A 17,896-nucleotide genomic window follows, 5' to 3' on the forward strand; every position below is an offset into this window, starting at 1 on the left:
ACATTAGACTCATCGGATCGGCACAAGCCCGTACGGCTCGACCAGCAAGGAGGCACGGGTGGCTCTGCTGACCCGCATCACGGGACCGCGCGATCTCGACCGGCTCAGCCCCGAAGAGCTCGACCAGCTCGCCCGGGAGATCCGGACCTTCCTCGTCGAGGCGGTCTCCAAGACCGGTGGCCACCTCGGCCCCAACCTGGGCGTGGTCGAGCTGACCATCGCCCTGCACCGGGTCTTCGAGTCGCCCAGGGACAAGGTCCTCTTCGACACCGGACACCAGAGCTACGTCCACAAGCTGCTCACCGGGCGGCAGGACTTCTCAAGACTGCGGGCCAGGGGCGGGATCTCCGGCTACCCCTCGCGGGCCGAGTCCGAGCACGACGTCATCGAGAACTCCCACGCCTCCACCGTGCTGGGCTGGGCCGACGGACTGGCCAAGGCCAACCAGGTGCTGGGCCGCGAGGACCACCACGTGGCCGCGGTCATCGGCGACGGCGCACTCACCGGCGGCATGGCCTGGGAGGCGCTCAACAACATCGCCGCCGCCAAGGACCGCCCCCTGGTCATCGTCGTCAACGACAACGAGCGCTCCTACGCGCCCACCATCGGCGGCCTGGCCGACCACCTGGCCACCCTGCGCACCACCGACGGCTACGAGCGCTTCCTGGCCCGCAGCAAGGACCTGCTCAACCGCACCCCGGTCGTCGGCAGGCCGCTGTACGAGACCCTGCACGGCGCCAAGAAGGGCATCAAGGACGTCATCGCCCCGCAGGGCATGTTCGAGGACCTGGGCCTGAAGTACCTCGGCCCCATCGACGGCCACGACATAGCGGCACTGGAGTCCGCCCTGACCCGCGCCAAGCGCTTCGGCGGCCCGGTCATCGTCCACTGCCTGACCGAGAAGGGCCGCGGCTACCAGCCCGCCGTCCAGCACGAGGCCGACCGCTTCCACGCCGTCGGCGTCATCCACCCCGACACCGGGCTGCCGGTGGCCGCCTCCGGCGCCGACTGGACCTCGGTCTTCGGCGAGGAGATGGTCGAGCTCGGCCGCGAGCGCGCGGACGTCGTGGCCATCACCGCCGCGATGCTCCAGCCGGTCGGCCTGCGGAAGTTCGCCGAGACCTTCCCCGACCGCGTCTACGACGTGGGCATCGCCGAGCAGCACGGCGCCGTCTCGGCGGCCGGACTGGCCACCGGCGGACTGCACCCGGTCTTCGCCGTCTACGCCACCTTCCTCAACCGCGCCTTCGACCAGGTGCTGATGGACGTCGCCCTGCACAGGTGCGGGGTGACGTTCGTGCTGGACCGGGCCGGGGTCACCGGCACCGACGGCGCCTCCCACAACGGCATGTGGGACATGTCGATCCTCCAGGTCGTCCCCGGACTGCGGATCGCCGCCCCGCGCGACGCCGACCAGCTCCGTGCCCAGCTGCGCGAGGCCGTCGAGGTGAAGGACGCCCCGACGGTGGTGCGCTTCTCCAAGGGCGCCGTCGGCCCGTCCGTGCCCGCCGTCTCCACGATCGGCGGCATGGACGTGCTGCGCGAGGCGCGGACGGAGGAGGGCGAGCGGCCGGACGTGCTGCTGGTCTCCGTCGGCGCGCTGGCCCCGATGTGCCTGGAGATCGCCGGCCTGCTGGAGAAGCAGGGCATCTCCACCACCGTGGTGGACCCCCGCTGGGTCAAGCCGGTCGACGAGGCGCTGCCGCCGCTGGCGGACCGCCACCGCGTCGTGGTCACCGTGGAGGACAACAGCCGGGCGGGCGGCGTCGGCTCGGCGATCGCGCAGGCGCTGCGCGACGCGGGCGTGGACGTGCCGCTGCGCGACTTCGGCATCCCCCCGAAGTTCCTGGACCACGCCTCCCGCGCCGAGGTGCTCGCCGAGATCGGCCTGACCGCGCCGGACATCGCCCGCCAGGTCACCGGTCTGGTCGCCAAGCTCGGCGGCCGCTACGGCACCGGCGACACCGAGAGCGCCGAGGCCACCGAGCGCGCGGACGGCATCGGCACGGAGGCCGCCCGGGACTGACGCCCCAGGGCCCGGCCGAGCCCCCCTTCCCCGGCCGGTCCGCCCGGCCCGTCCGGCACCCCGGACGGGCCGGCGAGCCCGGTTCCCGAGCCCGCCCCGAAGCCGCCTTTGCCGCCCCGGCACGCCGCACCGGCGCCCACCGGAGCGGCGGGGGCGGCGGAGGGGACGGATAGGTTGTAGCCCATGCCGACCGCCTCCGACCCACCCCGGTCCCTGCGGCTGCCGAGCGCCCGCACGGCACCGGCCGAGGCCGCACGGGTGCGGGAGCCCGGTACCCGCCCGCCGGTCGGCGGCCTCGCCCACCGCCCGGCGTCCGCGCCAGCGGGCCGGCCGCGCCCGCTGTGGCCCCGGCTGCTGCCCGTGCTGGTGCTGCTGGCCGCGCTCACCCGCGCCCCGTCCTTCCTGCGGCCGCTGTGGAACCCCGACGAGGGCTTCCTCGCCACCCAGGCCCGGATGCTCGCGGACGGCGGGACGCTCTACGACACCGTCGTGGACCGCAAACCGCCCCTGGTGCCCTGGCTCTACCAGGGGGCGTTCGCCGTCTTCGGCGACGCCTCGCTGTGGCCGGTCAAGGCCGCGGCGGTGGCGGCGGTGGCGGCGACCGCCGCGCTGCTGGCCTCCCTGGCCCGCCGCCGCTGGGGCGAGCGGGCCGCATGGGCCGCCGGAGTGCTGTTCGTCCTCGCCTCGGTGGGCCTCAACCCCGAGGACGCGCAGGCGGCGAACTTCGAGGTCTTCATGCTGCCGTTCACCGCGGCGGCCCTGTGGTGCGCCGACCGCAGGCACTGGACGGCCGCGGGCCTCGCGGTCGCCGGCGCCTTCCTGGTCAAGCAGACGGGCGGCGCCACCCTGCTGCCGGTGCTGTTCCTGCTGCGGCGCTCGGCGCCGCCCGGCGATCCGCGGCGGGCCGCGCTGCTCCGGCTGGGCGCGGGCTGCGTACTGCCGGTGGCAGTGGTGGCGGCTGCCTGCGGCTGGTCCCGCTTCCTGTTCTGGACGGTCACCGGATCGGGAGCGTACGCCTCCTTCACCGGCTCGGAGCTGCACGTGCTCGGCCGGGGTCTGGGCAACACCGCCATCGCGGCGGCCGGCTTCGCGGGGCTGCTGGTGCCGCTGGCGGCGGCCCTGCGGCGGCGCCCGCCGGCGCGGCGGCGGGTCCTGACGGCGGATCTGTGGATCTGGCTGGCGGCCGCAGCGGTCGCCGTGGTCTCCGGCTTCCACTTCTTCGGCCACTACTACCTGCAGCTGCTGCCGCCGCTGGCCCTGCTGGGCGCGGGCGCACTGCACCTGCTGGGCGGCGGGTGGACGCGCCGGGCCGCGCTGTGCGCGGTGCTGTCGTGCGCGCTGTTCCTGGGCTGGAGCACGGCCGCGGGCAGCGGGGAGCTGGACCACGCCCGCAAGGTGGCCGACGCCGCGCGGCGGCACGCCGGACCGCAGGAGAAGGTGCTGCTGTGGGGCATGCACCCGGAGGGCTACTGGCTGGCCGACCGCCGCCCGGCCAGCCGCTACCTCACCGCCGGCCTGCTGACCAACTTCAGCGGCGGCCGGGACGGGCCCCGGGTGGGCCAGCGGTACGGCGTCGAGGGCGGCTGGCACACCTTCCGGGCCGAGCTGTCCGAGGACCCGCCGAAGGTGATCGTCGACGACTCGCGCGGCAAGCCGTACGAGCCCTCCCGGATGCCGACGCTGCGCTACCTGCTCGCGGCGTACTACGAGCGCGCGGAGCGGGTGGACGGTGCGGTGGTGTACGTGCTGCGGCCGGAGCGCGGGGAGAAGCGGGAGCAGGGGGAGCACGGGGAGCGTGAGGGGCGCGAGGAGCGCGCGGAGAGGGGCGCGGCCGGCGCCCGCTGAGCCGGGGAGACGGGGCGGGGGCGGGGGGGAGCGGGGTCAGCGCACCGAACGCGGCCCGGCCGTACCGGCGCCCAGCGCCGCCACCCGCTCGCGCAGCCCGCGGTCGGCGGTGACCACCGTGCAGGGCCGGCCGCGGCCCTCGGCCGCCACCAGTTCCACGATCCGGTCGTCGCCGCTGCCGGGCGCCTCCACCACCCGTACCCCGGGCACGGAGGCCACCTTGCGGGCGGCGCCCTCCACGACGAGCACGATCTCCTCGCCGTCCTCGCCGTCCTCGCCGTCCTCGCCGTCTGCGTCCGCCCGCGCCGCGAGACGGTCCCGCAGCCGCTCGGCGGCGCCGCGCCGGTCTCGCCACCAGCCGTCCGGCACCGAGCCGACGACGTTGGCGGCGTCCACGACGAGCAGGGGGCGAAGGCGTCCGGGCATGGCCCAAGACTGCCACGGACACCGCCCGGCCACCGCACGGCCACCGACCCCGGAGCCCCGCGCACGCGACGGCGCCCGCCCGCACTCGGGGTGCGGACGGGCGCCGTGGACGGCAGGGGGCGGCGGGGCCGCCCCGGTGCGTCAGTTCGGGATGGAGGCCACGCCCGGCTCCAGGAACCGCTTGCCGGCCACGCGCTCGGAGACGCCCTCGCGGTCCAGGTACGGCGTGATGCCGCCCAGGTGGAAGGGCCAGCCCGCGCCGGTGATCAGGCACAGGTCGATGTCGTGGGCCTCGGCGACGACGCCCTCGTCGAGCATCAGTCGGATCTCCCCGGCGATCGCGTTCAGCGCGCGCTCGCGGACCTGCTCCTCGGTCAGCACCGTGTCGCCGGTCTCGAACAGGGCGGCGACCTCCGGGTCCAGCTCCGGCTTGCCGGAGTCGTACACGTAGAGGCCGCGCTTGCCCGCCTTGACGATGCGGCCCAGGTTCTCCGAGACGGCGAAGCGGTCGGGGAACGCGGCGTTGAGCGTGCCGGCCACATGGTGGGCGACGGCCGGTCCGACCAGCTCCAGCAGGACGATCGGCGACATGGGCAGGCCCAGGGGGGCCAGCGCCCGGTCGGCGACCTCGACGGGGGTGCCCTCGTCGATGGAGCGCAGCACCTCGCCCAGGAAGCGGGTCAGGATGCGGTTGACGACGAACGCCGGGGCGTCCTTGACCAGCACGGCCGTCTTCTTCAGCGACTTGGCGACCGCGAAGGCCGTCGCCAGCGAGGCGTCGTCGGTCCGCTCGGCGCGGACGATCTCCAGCAGTGGCAGCACGGCGACGGGGTTGAAGAAGTGGAAGCCCACGACCCGCTCGGGGTGCTCGAGCTTGCTCGCCATCTCGGTGACCGACAGCGAGGAGGTGTTGGTGGCCAGGATGGCGTGCTCGGGCACGACCGCCTCGACCTCGGCGAACACCTGCTGCTTGACGCCCATCTCCTCGAAGACGGCCTCGATGACGAAGTCCGCGTCGCCGAAGGCGGCGGCCTTGTCCAGCGAACCGGTGACCAGGGCCTTGAGGCGGTTGGCCTTGTCCTGGCCCACACGCCCCTTGAGCAGGAGCTTGTCGATCTCCTCGTGGACGTAGCCCACTCCCTTGTCGACGCGCTCCTGGTCGATGTCGGTCAGCACGACCGGCACCTCCAGGCGGCGGGCGAACAGCAGGGCGAGCTGCGAGGCCATCAGACCGGCGCCGACGACGCCGACCTTGGTGACCGGGCGGGCCAGCTTCTTGTCCGGGGCGCCGGCCGGACGCTTGGCGCGCTTGTTGACCAGGTTGAAGGCGTACAGGCCGCTGCGCAGCTCGTCGCCCATGATCAGGTCGGCCAGGGCGCGGTCCTCGGCGTCGAAGCCCTGCCGCAGGTCGCCGTTCCTGGCCGCCGCGATGATGTCCAGCGCGCGGTAGGCGGCCGGGGCCGCGCCGTGCACCTTGGAGTCGGCGATAGAGCGCCCGCGGGCGACGGCCTGGTCCCAGGCCTCGCCGCGGTCGACGTCCGGGCGCTCGACCTCGAGCTCGCCGCGGAGCACCGAGGCGGTCCAGATCAGGGACTGCTCCAGGAAGTCGGCGCCGTCGAAGATCGCGTCGGCGATGCCGAGCTCGAAGACCTGCTCACCCCTCAGCTGCTTGTTCTGGTTGAGCGAGTTCTCGATGATCACCGAGACCGCGCGGTCGGCGCCGACCAGGTTCGGCAGCAGGGTGCAGCCGCCCCAGCCGGGGACCAGCCCGAGGAAGACCTCGGGGAGGGAGAAGGCCGGGATGGCCCGTGAGACGGTCCGGTAGGAGCAGTGCAGACCCACCTCGACACCGCCGCCCATCGAGGCGCCGTTGTAGTAGGCGAAGGTCGGCACGGCCAGGGAGGACAGCCGCTTGAAGACGTCGTGGCCACCCTTGCCGATGGCCAGCGCGTCCTCGCGGCGCTTGACGACCTCCACACCCTTGAGGTCGGCGCCCACGGCGAAGATGAACGGCTTGCCGGTCACGCCGACGCCGGTGATCTCGCCCCTGGCCGCCTCGGCCTCGACCTGGTCGATCGCCTTGTCGAGGTTGACCAGCGACTGCGGGCCGAGCGTGGTGGGCTTGGTGTGGTCCAGGCCGTTGTCCAGGGTGATGAGCGCGAAACGGCCCGCACCCTGGGGGAGGTCGAGGTGGCGCACGTGGGCGGTGGTGACGACCTCGTCGGGGAAGAGCTCGGCTGCGCCCTTCAGCAGTTCGGCGGTGTTGCTCATGCCACTCCCTCGCTGCGCTCGGTCGAGCACTCGCAAGTGCTGCCGTTCTTCACTGTTCGCTCGCTGCGCTCGCTCACTTGCCCTCCCAGTGGGGGTTCTCCCAGATCACGGTGCCGCCCATGCCGAAGCCGACGCACATGGTGGTCAGGCCGTAGCGGACGTGCGGCTGCTCCTCGAACTGCCGCGCGAGCTGCGTCATCAGACGCACACCCGAGGAGGCCAGCGGGTGGCCGAACGCGATGGCGCCGCCGTACTGGTTGACGCGCGGGTCGTCGTCGGCGATGCCGTAGTGGTCCAGCAGGGCCAGCACCTGGACGGCGAAGGCCTCGTTGATCTCGAACAGGCCGATGTCGCCGATCGACAGACCGGCCTTGGCCAGCGCCTTCTCGGTGGAGGGGATCGGGCCGACGCCCATGACCTCCGGCTCCACGCCGGCGAAGGCGTAGGAGACCAGGCGCATCTTGACCGGCAGGCCCAGCTCCCGGGCCACGTCCTCGGCGGCCAGCAGGGAGGCGGTGGCGCCGTCGTTGAGGCCGGCGGCGTTGCCCGCGGTGACCCGGCCGTGCGCGCGGAAGGGGGTCTTCAGGCCCGCGAGCTGCTCCAGGGTGGTGCCCGGGCGCATCGGCTCGTCGGCGGTGGCCAGGCCCCAGCCCGTCTCCCCGACCGACTCGTCGGAGCGGCGCACGGAGATCGGCACCAGATCGGCCTGGATCCTGCCGTCGGCGTACGCCTTGGCGGCCTTCTCCTGGCTGCGCACGGAGTACTCGTCGGCGCGCTGCTTGGTGATGTGCGGGTAGCGGTCGTGGAGGTTCTCCGCCGTCATGCCCATGAACAGGGCGGACTGGTCGACCAGCTTCTCGGAGACGAAGCGCGGGTTGGGGTCCACGCCCTCGCCCATCGGGTGGCGGCCCATGTGCTCGACACCGCCCGCGACCACGACGTCGTAGGCGCCGAAGGCGATCGACCCGGAGGTCGTCGTCACGGCGGTCATGGCGCCGGCGCACATGCGGTCGATGGAGTAGCCCGGCACCGTCGTCGGCAGCCCGGCCAGGATGCCGGCGGTGCGGCCCAGGGTCAGGCCCTGGTCGCCGATCTGGGTCGTCGCGGCGATGGCGACCTCGTCGATGCGCTCCGGGGGCAGGTCCGGGTTGCGGCGCAGCAGCTCACGGATGCACTTGACGACCAGGTCGTCGGCGCGCGTCTCGTGGTAGATGCCCTTCGGGCCCGCCTTGCCGAACGGGGTCCGGACGCCGTCGACGAAGACGACGTCCCTAGCGGTACGAGGCACGTTGGCTCTCCTCCAGGGGTGCGGTGGTACGCCGTACGGCGCGCTTCCCGGAGCTTATGCTACTTGCCGGTAACCCTCAGGTGGACAGCCCCCTTCCGAGGGAGTCGCACGTCACACTCCCGTGCGCCCCCGGCCGCTGGGCGGGCGGCACGGAGCGGGCCCGCTCCGCGCGGGAGCGGGCCCGGAAACCGCGGGGCGGCGCGCGGCCGCCCCGCGGCCACGGAACGCCCGGGGGCGTCAGATGCCCTGCATCCCCTGGAAGACGACGAAGCCGAGGATCAGACCGCCGACCAGGCCCGCGATGGAGACCCCGAGAGCGGTCTTGCCCAGCCGCTCGCCCTTGGACGTGGCGATCGCACCGCAGATGATGCCCGCGATGCCGAAGACCGGCGGGCAGAAGAGGAAGGCGACGCAGCCGAGCACGATGCCGACGATGCTGAGCGTGTTGGACGGGTTCTGCGGCTGCGGCTGGTACGGCTGGTTCGGATAGGACATTCTCTTCCCCCCTGGGATGTCAGTGCGCGATCAGCCTATGCGGGAACCGCGCGCGAGCGAAAGCCCGGTCCCCGCCCGTGGAGGGAGCGGGGACCGGAGGGTCGGGCCGTGTTCCGGGCAGCCCCGGTCAGACGTCGGACGGGACGGCCGACAGGGCGGCCGTCAGCAGCGGCGCCGTCTGCTCGACCTGCCACTGCCGGGCGCCGAGGGCGCGCAGCGCCCCCGCGACCGCGGACTCGGACGCCTCGCCCGGCGGTTCCCAGCACAGCCGCCGCACCGTGTCGGGGGAGAGCAGGTTCTCCTGGGGCAGGTTCAGCTCCTCCGCGCGCGCCGTCACCGCCGCCCGCGCCGCGGCCAGCCGGGCCGCGGCGGCCGGGTCCTTGTCGGCCCAGGTGCGCGGGGGCGGCGGCCCGGCCGGTGTCAGGGCCGGCTGCGGCAGCTCCGCGTCGGACAGGGCGAGGGCGCGCTGGACCGCGGCCAGCCACTGTTCGAGCTGCCTGCGTCCCATCCGCTGCCCGAATCCGGGCAGCGCGGCCAGCGCCTGCACGGTGGCGGGCGTCGCCAGCGCGGCCTCCACGATGGCCGCGTCGGTGAGCACCTTGCCCGGCGAGACGTCGCGGCGCCGCGCCACCTGGTCGCGGGCCGTCCACAGCTCCCGCACGACCGCGATCTGCCGCCGCCTGCGCACCTTGTGCATGCCCGAGGTGCGGCGCCAGGGGTCCTTGCGGGGGGCGGGCGGCGGGGCCGCCGCTATGGCGGCGAACTCCTGGCGCGCCCACGCCAGCTTGCCCTGGCGCTCCAGCTCCTCCTCCAGGGCGTCGCGCAGGTCGACCAGGAGTTCCACGTCCAGCGCCGCGTACCGCAGCCAGGGCTCGGGCAGCGGGCGGGTGGACCAGTCCACGGCGGAGTGGCCCTTCTCCAGGGAGTAGCCCAGGACGTTCTCGACCATCGCGCCGAGGCCGACGCGGGCGAAGCCCGCGAGCCGTCCGGCCAGCTCGGTGTCGAACAGCCGGGACGGGCGCATGCCCGTCTCGCGCAGGCAGGGCAGATCCTGGGTGGCGGCGTGCAGCACCCACTCGGCGTCCGCGATCGCCTCGCCGAGGGCGGTCAGGTCAGGGCAGCCGACCGGGTCGACCAGCGCGGTCCCCGCGCCCGCGCGGCGCAGCTGGACGAGATAGGCGCTCTGCCCGTAGCGGTACCCGGACGCCCGCTCGGCGTCGACGGCCACGGGGCCGCGACCCGCGGCGAAGGCGTCCACGACCCCGGCGAGCGCCTCGGGCGCGGCGGTCACGGGCGGGATGCCCTCGCGCGGCTCCAGCAAGGGGACCGGCGCCGGACCTTCCTCCCGTGCGGGAGGCCGAGCTGCGTTGCTTATGGAGGTCTCTTGGGCGTCGGTCACGCGACAAGGGTATCCATGCGCACGTGATGTGCGTCGTCCGCCGACGGAACGTCACGCCGGGGGACGCCGTACATCAGCCCGCACGCACGCGCATCCGCCCGCCCGGCCGGGGAGCCGGCCGGGCGGGCGGATGCGGTCGCGGGTGGTGTGGGGTCGTGGGTGGTGTGGGGGAGTGGGGGCGCCGGGTAACGGGGTCAGTGGATGATGCCGGTGCGCAGGGCGACCGCGACCATGCCCGCGCGGTCGCCGGTGCCCAGCTTGCGGGCGATCCGGGCGAGGTGGCTCTTGACGGTCAGGGCCGACAGGCCCATGGAGACGCCGATCGCCTTGTTGGACTGGCCCTCCGCCACCAGCCGCAGCACCTCGATCTCCCGGCCGGAGAGCTCGCGGTAGCCACCGGAGTGGCCGGGAGCGCCCGGCGGGCGGCGGTGCATACGGGCGGCGGCGGCGCCGATGGGTGCGGTGCCGGGACGCCCGGGGTGGCCGGGGGTGCCACGGGTGCCGGTGACGACGTAGCCCTTGACGCCGCCCGCGAGGGCGTTGCGCACGGCGCCGATGTCGTCGGCGGCGGAGAGGGCCAGACCGTTGGGCCAGCCCGCCGCACGGGTCTCGGACAGCAGGGTCAGACCGGAGCCGTCGGGCAGGTGGACCTCGGCTACGCAGATGTCGCGCGGGTTGGCGACGCGGGGGCGGGCCTCCGCGACCGAAGACGCCTCGATCACGTCCCGGACACCGAGCGCCCACAGGTGGCGGGTGACGGTGGAACGGACCCGGGGGTCGGCGACGACGACCATGGCCGTCGGCTTGTTCGGGCGGTAGGCGACCAGGCTTGTGGGGTGCTCAAGAAGAACGGACACCGGGCCTCCTGGGGAGTGGAGAGCGGACGGAAGCCGACTATGGGGGAAGTCGGGATGGGATGAGCCCCGTGAGGGGTCACAGAATCCTTCGGCACTCCGCCGGTCCGTCTTTAGGGAATGATCACGAATGAGTGAGTGAAAAATTCCGGCAAATCGGACAGGAGCTCGATCCGGGGAACCATCAGAGTGGCTGCGGGCCACGGCGCTGCGGCAGTGGTACGACGGCTGCCCCCTCGCCCTCTTCCGGCGGCAGCCCCGCGCACTGGCACAGCAGGTCGCACCAGGCCGCCAGATGTCCGGCCGCTGCCTCCCCCGGGCCCTCCCGGGGAGTCCACGAGGCGCGGATCTCCAGCTCCGACCGCACCGCCCGGTCCGCCAGCTCCCCGAAGGAGTGGGAGTCCGCCCGCGTCACCGTGCCGCCCTCCGCGGCGTACCCGGCCGCCCGCGCCTCCAGCGCGCCCGTCAGCCACGACCAGCTCACCTCCGGCAGCAGCGGATCCCCCGCCATCTCCGGCTCCAGCTGGGCACGGGCCAGGGTCACCACGCGGAACGAGCCCCGCCACGCCTCCTGCCCGGCCGGATCGTGCAGCAGCACGAACCGCCCGTCGGCCAGCTCTTCGCCCCCGGCCTCGACCGACGCCTCCACCGCGTGCGCGAACGGCGCCAGCCGCCTGGGCGGCGGCAGCGGGCCGAGCCGCACCTCCGGGCGCGGCCGCACCCCCGCCAGTGCCGCCACGGCCTGCCGGAAGGCCCGCGGCGCCTCCTCACCGCCGGGACCCGCCGTACCGTCCGTCTGGTGTGCTCGCGCCGCTGCCATGAGCGGCAGCGTAGGCGGAACGGGTGCTCCGGACGGGTAGGGACACGTGCGAGACTTCTGGTTGTGACCGCCGACGACCGAACCGCAGCCCAGTCCCCCTCCGCAGCGGGGCCCGCCGCCCCCGCGCTCGCCGACTCCGCCTTCCTGCGGGCGTGCCGCCGCGAGCCCGTACCGCACACCCCGGTGTGGTTCATGCGGCAGGCCGGACGCTCCCTGCCGGAGTACCGGAAGGTGCGCGAGGGCATCGGGATGCTCGACTCCTGCATGCGCCCCGATCTCGTCACCGAGATCACCCTCCAGCCCGTCCGCCGCCACGGAGTGGACGCGGCCATCTACTTCAGCGACATCGTCGTGCCCCTCAAGGCCATCGGCCTCGACCTCGACATCAGGCCGGGAGTGGGCCCCGTCGTCGAGCGGCCCGTCCGCTCCCGCGCCGACCTGGAGCGGCTGCGCCCGCTGGAGCCGGGCGACGTGGAGTACGTCACCGAGGCCGTCCGGATGCTCACCGCCGAACTGGGCGCCACCCCGCTCATCGGCTTCGCCGGCGCCCCCTTCACCCTCGCCAGCTACCTCGTGGAGGGCGGGCCGTCCCGCAACCACGAGCACACCAAGGCGATGATGTACGGCGACCCGGAGCTGTGGGCGGACCTGCTGGACCGGCTCGCGGACATCACCACCGCCTTCCTGAAGGTGCAGATCGAGGCGGGCGCGAGCGCCGTCCAGCTCTTCGACTCCTGGGCGGGGGCCCTGGCCCCCGCCGACTACCGCGCCTCGGTGCTGCCCGCCTCCGCCAAGGTCTTCGACGCCGTCGCCCACTACGGCGTCCCCCGCATCCACTTCGGCGTCGGCACCGGAGAGCTGCTGGGCGCGATGGCCGAGGCGGGCCCGGACGTCGTCGGCGCGGACTGGCGGGTGCCGCTGGACGAGGCCGCCCGCCGGATCGGCCCGGACAGGGCCGTCCAGGGCAACCTCGACCCGGCCGTGCTCTTCGCGCCCCGCGAGGCCGTCGAGACCCAGGCGCGGCGCGTGCTGGACGCCGCCCGCGGACTGCCGGGACACATCTTCAACCTCGGCCACGGGGTGCTGCCCGACACCGACCCCGACGCGCTCACCCGCCTGGTGGAGTACGTGCACGGGCAGACCGCGCGCTGAGACGGCTTCCGTCCCGGCGGGACGCACGGGACGCCGGTGGGCCGGGTCTCCTTCCGGGGAGACCCGGCCCACCGGCGTTCACTCACCCCTTCTCCGGGGCCTCCGGGCCCTTCGGCTCCTCCGGGACGGCTCCGGGGCCTTTCGCGCGGCCGCCGTCATCCCGTACCGCGTCCGCGTCCGGTGCCGCGCCGGACGCGGCACCGGGCCCCGCCACCGATCCAGCCACCGGCCCCGGGACCGTCACCGGAGGCGTCGGCACGGCGGGCCCGGTGCGCCGCGACAGCACCCCCTTCGGACGGCACGGCAGCCAGGGGCGCACCAGCCGCCACACCAGCGCCACCAGCAGCGCCGCCGCGGCGAAGGGCAGCAGCACGCCCAGGACGACCGTGATCCAGCGGACCGTCGAGACGAAGGCGTGCCATCCGCCCGACAGGGCGTCGAGGAAGGACGGTGCGTCGTCCTCCTCCGGCTCGGCCGGCTCCGCGTCCGGCTCGCGCAGCACCAGCGTGACCGTGGCCATCCCGGTGCGGCTCTCCAGGGACTTCAGCCGCGACTGGAGCGCCTCCAGATCCGCCTGCCGACTGCTCAGCTCGGCCTCCAGGGTCACCACGTCGGACAGCGCGGCGGCCTCGTCCATCAGCTTGCGCACCCGCTCCACGCTGGCCTTCTGCGTCCTGATCCGGCTCTCCACGTCGACCACCTGGTCGGTGACGTCCTTCGCCGAGACCTTCCGCTCGACCTGCTCGCCGAGCCCGGCCAGCTCCTCCAGCACCCCCTGGTACTCCTCGGGCGGGACCCGCAGCGTCATACGGGAGCGGTCGTGCCCCTGGGAGTCGCTGTCGGTGTCCTCCTCGGCCACGTACCCGCCCGCGGTCTCCACCACCGTGCGGGCCCGGGCCAGCTTCTCCGGCACGTCCTCGGCCGTGACGGTGAGCGAGGCCGTACGGATGACATGGGTCGCGGCCAGATCGGGCGCGTCGTCGGCCGCCCTCTCGCCGTCGGCGCTCCCGCGGTCGGCCTGCGAGGCGCCCTGCTCGTAGGCCCCCGCCTCCCGCCCTGCCTGCCGCCCCGCCTCCTGGTGGGCCGCCTCGGGCGCCGCGGCGCCCCGGTCCGCCCTGGCCCCGGCACCGCCGTCGCCGTCCCCCGCCGCGCCGCAGCCGGTGACCGCCAGCGCCGCGGCCAGCAGCAGCGCGGCCGACGCCCCGCGCCGCGCGGGCGCGCCGCCGCCGGCCGTGGCCGTGAATCCGCGTGTGAACATCAATTCCCCCCAACACATCTGTGGATGTCGGGAGTTGGACGGACGGGCGCGCGGGCCGGTTGCCGGGCCACGGTAGCGAAGCGGTCACGTTCGGGACTCGGGAAAGCCACCGCCGGGCCACCGCCGCCCACCGCCGTACCCGGTGCCGTCCCGCGCCCCCTCCCGGCCGGGGCGGCGCGCCGGGGCCGGCGGCGGTCTGGGAGAGTGGAGCCATGCACGTCATCGTCATCGGCGGCGGCATCTCCGGGCTCGCCGCCGCCCACCGCCTGCTGGAGGGCGGCGCGCGCGTGACCGTCCTGGAGTCCTCCCCCCGCCTCGGCGGCAAGCTGTACGCCGGCCGGATCGCGGACGCCGCCGTCGACCTGGGCGCCGAGTCGATGCTCGCCCGCCGCCCCGAGGGCCTCGACCTCGCCCGCGCCGCCGGCCTCGGCGACGCCCTCCAGCCGCCCGCCACGGGCACCGCGGCGATCTGGACCCGCGGCGAGGTCCGCCCGATGCCCACCGGCCACGTCATGGGCGTACCCGCCGACCCGGCCGTCCTCGCCGGGATCGTCTCGCCCGACGGCCTGGCCCGCGCCGCCGAGGATGCCGAACTGCCGCGCACCGAGGTCGGGGAGGACGTGGCCGTCGGCGAGTACGTCGCCGCCCGCCTCGGCCGCGAGGTCGTGGACCGGCTCGTGGAGCCGCTGCTGGGCGGGGTCTACGCCGGAGACGCCTACCGGATCTCGATGCGCGCCTCCGTACCCGCCCTGTTCGAGGCGGCCCGGAAGGAGCGCTCGCTGCTGGCCGCCGTACGCGGTGTCCGGGAACGCGCCGCGGCGAGCCGGCAGGACGGACCCGTCTTCATGGGCATCGAGGGCGGCATGGGACGGCTGCCCGCCGCCGTGGCCGACACCTGCCGCGCCGCGGGAGCCGACATCCGCACCGACGCCCCCGTGACGGAGCTGCGCCGCACCGGCGACGGCTGGACGGCTGTCGCCGCGGGCCGCCCGCTGGAGGCCGACGCGGTGGTCCTGGCCACGCCCGCCCCCGCCGCCGCACGGCTGCTGGCCGGCCTCTCCCCGTCCGCCGCGGCCGGGCTGGAGCGGATCGAGTACGCCTCCATGGCCCTGGTCACCATGGCCTTCCGCCGCCGCGACCTGACCCGCGTACCCGAGGGCCGGGGCTTCCTCGTCCCCGCCACCGACGGCCGGGCGATCAAGGCCTCCACCTTCTCCACCAACAAGTGGCACTGGAACGCCGACCAGGACCCCGACCTGTTCGTCCTGCGCACCTCCCTGGGCCGTCACGGCGAGGAGGAGGTCCTCGGCCGCGACGACGCCGACCTGGTGGAGCTGTCCCTGGGCGATCTGGAGACCGCCATCGGGCTCACCGCCCGCCCCGCCGCCTCCACCGTCACCCGCTGGAACGGCGGACTGCCGCAGTATCCCGTCGGCCACCTCGACCGCGTCGCCCGCGTACGCCGCGACCTCGCCGACCTGCCCGGCCTGACCCTCTGCGGCGCGGCGTACGACGGGGTCGGCATCCCGGCGTGCATCGCGAGCGCCCGCACCGCCGCCGAGGCGGTGCTCCAGCCGGGATCGAGGGCCCGGCCACCGGCCGCCCCGCGCACAGGGAGAGAATGAACCCATGACTGCTGAACCCCGCAAGACGCCCAACGCGGGCAAGAAGGCCAAGGACCTCAACGAGGTCATCCGCTACACCCTGTGGTCCGTCTTCCGCCTGCGCGAGGCGCTGCCGGAGGACCGCGCCGGCCACGCCGACGAGGTCCGAGAGCTGTTCGACCAGCTCGCCGCCAAGGACGTCACCGTGCGCGGCACCTACGACGTCTCCGGGCTGCGCGCCGACGCCGACGTGATGATCTGGTGGCACGCGGAGACCGCCGACGCGCTCCAGGAGGCGTACAACCTCTTCCGGCGCACCAGGCTGGGCCGCGCGATGGAGCCGGTGTGGTCCAACATGGCGCTGCACCGCCCCGCCGAGTTCAACCGCTCGCACATCCCCGCCTTCCTCGCCGACGAGGAGCCGCGCGCGTACGTGTGCGTCTACCCGTTCGTGCGCTCCTACGAGTGGTACGTCCTCCCGGACGAGGAGCGCCGCGAGATGCTGGCCGAGCACGGGAAGATGGCGCGCGGCTACCCGGACGTGCGGGCCAACACCGTCGCCTCCTTCGCGCTGGGCGACTACGAGTGGCTGCTGGCCTTCGAGGCCGACGAGCTGCACCGCATCGTCGACCTGATGCGCCACCTGCGCGCTTCCCGCGCCCGCCTCCATGTCCGCGAGGAGATCCCCTTCTACACCGGCCGCCGCAAGGACCTGGCCGAGCTGGTGGCGGGGCTGGCGTAGCGCTCCCGGTGTGCTCCACGGGCGCACGCCCGCGGAGCGCGCCCGTGGCGCGGCGGCCGGGATGGCCGCCGCGCCACGGGCGGGGTGCCGATGCGCTCCGGCCGGGCCGGGGCGCCGCCGTCAGCTCACGTAGATGTTGGAGCTGCCGCTGCTCTGGTAGCCCTCGGTCGCCATGATCATGTAGTAGTTGAAGCTGCCCATCCGCATCCCGGCCCGGGACCAGGCGTCGAAGTGGTTGCCGGTCGTGATGGTGCCGCCGGTCTTCTTCTGCTGGCGGACGCTCCAGTACTGGTCGAAGGTCCTGGTGCCCTCGACGGAGGGGGCGTTGTAGCGGGTGGTCTTGTAGATGTCGTACGTGCCGCCGTCGGTGCTGACCGTGCCCCGGTACTCACCCGTGGGCCGGTAGGTGCCCCAGTTGTCGACGATGTAGTACTCCACCAGCGGGTTCGACGTCCAGCCGTACAGGCACAGGTAGCCGTTGCCGGACGGGTAGAAGCTGCCCGAGTAGCGCACGGTCCGGCGGCTGCCGTTGCCCCAGCCCTTGCCGCAGACGAAGTTGCCGGTGTTGCGCCACGAGGTGCTGTAGTTGCCGCCGGAGCCCATGGTCATGGAGACCGTTCCCGGGGCGTCGGTCCAGAACGAGTAGTAGTAGCCGTTGTGGTAGCCCGTCTGGTTCGAGGTGACGGTCTGGGCGTGGGCGGTGCCGGTGCCCGGCAGCATCAGCCCGGAGGTGGCGACCGCCAGGGCGCCGGCGCGGCCGACGAAGCCCCGGCGGCTCATCGACTTGGGGGTGGGGGCGTCGTTCCTGTCCATGCTTCGCTTCCTCCTCGCGAAGGCCGGCCCTGGGGCCGGGCAGCGCGACACGACCCGGCGTACCGTCGGCGGCCGTGGGGGGCCACCGTGCGCCGGCGTCGTATCGACGACGGTGGGGGGATGCCGGTCGTCGTGGGGTGGCGACCGGAAGGCCCGGGCCACGGCGGGTGACCCGGCTCGACAGCGGTGGGGTCTGTCGATGCCGATAGGTTGGTCCGGCACCCCTGGGTTGTCAACAGCTCCCGGAAATTTTACGGGAGTTGAAGCCCCGTCGAGGATCTGTCGGGAGAGGGTCATGCCTGTTCAAGTCGCCATTACGGCGTCCTTCCTTCAAGCGAGATCAACGGAACCCTGGATCTGAAGACAACGAGCTGGCTACTGATCCCAAAACTTCCGGAAACCTTCCGGGGGGATGCCGAGCGAGGCGCGACGAGCCCGCGTCCGGCCGGCGCCGAGAAGTAGTGCGCGCTCCCACGCGGACCCGGCCTGCCTCGTACGCTCCAGCGACAGCGGCGTCCGTCACCAGTTCTCGCTGCCCTCGATCACGCGGACGGCGAGCCGGTGCGGGATCTCGGCTCTGTGCCGGTCCTCCCGCTGGTTGCGCAGGGCCTGCTCGGTCGGACTCCATCCCACGACGGCGCCGTCCTGAATGAGCAGTGCCAGTCCGGGGCGATGCCGATGCGCGCCTCCAGAGACGCGTCCGGGACCGCAAGGTCCCGCAGGCAGATCAGCTCGGCCGCCTCGGTGCCGCAGTGCAACACCGTTGCTTGCGACATGCCGAAATCGTGTACCTCGTTCGCGCGGAGCCCGTCTTGGAGAGGCGGAAGCCCGTCGGGGACGTGGATGCCGGCTTCTGCGGGAGAGCGGCCTCGGTCGGAACGTGGAGCCCGACGCCCACCAGCT

14 protein-coding genes are annotated in these 17,896 nt (G+C 74.0%); 5 read left to right on the forward strand and 9 right to left on the reverse strand.

Translation table 11 applies throughout. The features are described 5' to 3' along the window. The first annotated feature begins 58 nt into the window (after window positions 1–58). Together dxs and IQ279_RS19355 are read left to right on the forward strand one after the other, a co-directional pair. The gene (gene dxs, locus IQ279_RS19350; protein WP_206349979.1) at window positions 59–2,026 is read left to right on the forward strand and encodes a 1-deoxy-D-xylulose-5-phosphate synthase; all 1,968 of its coding nucleotides are present in this window, start codon (window positions 59–61) and stop codon (window positions 2,024–2,026) included. 183 nt (window positions 2,027–2,209) lie between these two features. Further along, window positions 2,210–3,871, forward strand: a complete 1,662-nt coding sequence (locus tag IQ279_RS19355) for an ArnT family glycosyltransferase (RefSeq protein WP_206349981.1) — start codon at window positions 2,210–2,212, stop codon at window positions 3,869–3,871. 36 nt (window positions 3,872–3,907) lie between these two features. Here IQ279_RS19355 and IQ279_RS19360 read toward each other — a convergent pair whose 3' ends face one another. From IQ279_RS19360 to IQ279_RS19390, 7 genes are all read right to left on the reverse strand, one after another. Continuing rightward, window positions 3,908–4,297 (reverse strand): PIN domain-containing protein, encoded by a 390-nt coding sequence (locus IQ279_RS19360; protein ID WP_206349983.1) that lies wholly within the window; start codon window positions 4,295–4,297, stop codon window positions 3,908–3,910. A gap of 141 nt (window positions 4,298–4,438) precedes the next feature. Further along, window positions 4,439–6,568 carry a 3-hydroxyacyl-CoA dehydrogenase NAD-binding domain-containing protein gene (locus tag IQ279_RS19365; protein WP_206349985.1) on the reverse strand — a complete coding sequence of 710 codons (2,130 nt, stop codon included), beginning with the start codon at window positions 6,566–6,568 and terminating at the stop codon, window positions 4,439–4,441. 73 nt (window positions 6,569–6,641) lie between these two features. Beyond that, complete coding sequence (locus IQ279_RS19370; RefSeq protein ID WP_206349986.1) at window positions 6,642–7,856, reverse strand: thiolase family protein; 1,215 nt, start codon at window positions 7,854–7,856, stop codon at window positions 6,642–6,644. Between the two features lie 237 nt (window positions 7,857–8,093). Beyond that, a complete protein-coding gene (locus tag IQ279_RS19375) occupies window positions 8,094–8,351 on the reverse strand; it encodes a hypothetical protein (protein ID WP_206349987.1) in 258 nt (85 codons plus the stop codon). Window positions 8,352–8,478: 127 nt separating this feature from the next. Continuing rightward, window positions 8,479–9,750 (reverse strand): ribonuclease D, encoded by a 1,272-nt coding sequence (locus tag IQ279_RS19380; protein WP_206349988.1) that lies wholly within the window; start codon window positions 9,748–9,750, stop codon window positions 8,479–8,481. Window positions 9,751–9,944: 194 nt separating this feature from the next. After that, window positions 9,945–10,607: a helix-turn-helix transcriptional regulator gene (locus tag IQ279_RS19385; RefSeq protein WP_206349989.1), complete on the reverse strand. Its 663-nt coding sequence runs from the start codon at window positions 10,605–10,607 to the stop codon at window positions 9,945–9,947. Window positions 10,608–10,788: 181 nt separating this feature from the next. Next, complete coding sequence (locus IQ279_RS19390; protein WP_206349990.1) at window positions 10,789–11,424, reverse strand: DUF3000 domain-containing protein; 636 nt, start codon at window positions 11,422–11,424, stop codon at window positions 10,789–10,791. Window positions 11,425–11,487: 63 nt separating this feature from the next. Here IQ279_RS19390 and hemE point away from each other — a divergent pair, with 63 nt between their 5' ends. After that, window positions 11,488–12,576 carry a uroporphyrinogen decarboxylase gene (gene hemE, locus IQ279_RS19395; protein ID WP_206349991.1) on the forward strand — a complete coding sequence of 363 codons (1,089 nt, stop codon included), beginning with the start codon at window positions 11,488–11,490 and terminating at the stop codon, window positions 12,574–12,576. 82 nt (window positions 12,577–12,658) lie between these two features. Here the strand turns inward: hemE and IQ279_RS19400 are convergent, their stop codons facing one another. Continuing rightward, window positions 12,659–13,834, reverse strand: coding sequence for a DUF4349 domain-containing protein (locus tag IQ279_RS19400; RefSeq protein ID WP_206349992.1), 1,176 nt, complete (start codon window positions 13,832–13,834; stop codon window positions 12,659–12,661). A 212-nt stretch (window positions 13,835–14,046) separates the two neighbouring features. Between IQ279_RS19400 and hemG the strand changes: the two genes are divergently transcribed. Both hemG and hemQ read left to right on the forward strand, forming a co-directional pair. Continuing rightward, window positions 14,047–15,459, forward strand: coding sequence for a protoporphyrinogen oxidase (gene hemG / locus IQ279_RS19405; protein WP_206349994.1), 1,413 nt, complete (start codon window positions 14,047–14,049; stop codon window positions 15,457–15,459). Window positions 15,460–15,463: 4 nt separating this feature from the next. Further along, on the forward strand, window positions 15,464–16,180 hold the full coding sequence (gene hemQ / locus IQ279_RS19410) for a hydrogen peroxide-dependent heme synthase (RefSeq protein ID WP_206349996.1): 717 nt from the start codon (window positions 15,464–15,466) through the stop codon (window positions 16,178–16,180). A 120-nt stretch (window positions 16,181–16,300) separates the two neighbouring features. Here the strand turns inward: hemQ and xynA are convergent, their stop codons facing one another. Beyond that, complete coding sequence (gene xynA / locus IQ279_RS19415) at window positions 16,301–16,993, reverse strand: endo-1,4-beta-xylanase XynA (protein ID WP_206349998.1); 693 nt, start codon at window positions 16,991–16,993, stop codon at window positions 16,301–16,303. Window positions 16,994–17,896 lie beyond the last annotated feature (903 nt).

The sequence above is a fragment of the Streptomyces verrucosisporus genome (genome assembly GCF_017114865.1).
In the GTDB taxonomy this organism is placed as follows: domain Bacteria; phylum Actinomycetota; class Actinomycetes; order Streptomycetales; family Streptomycetaceae; genus Streptomyces; species Streptomyces fenghuangensis.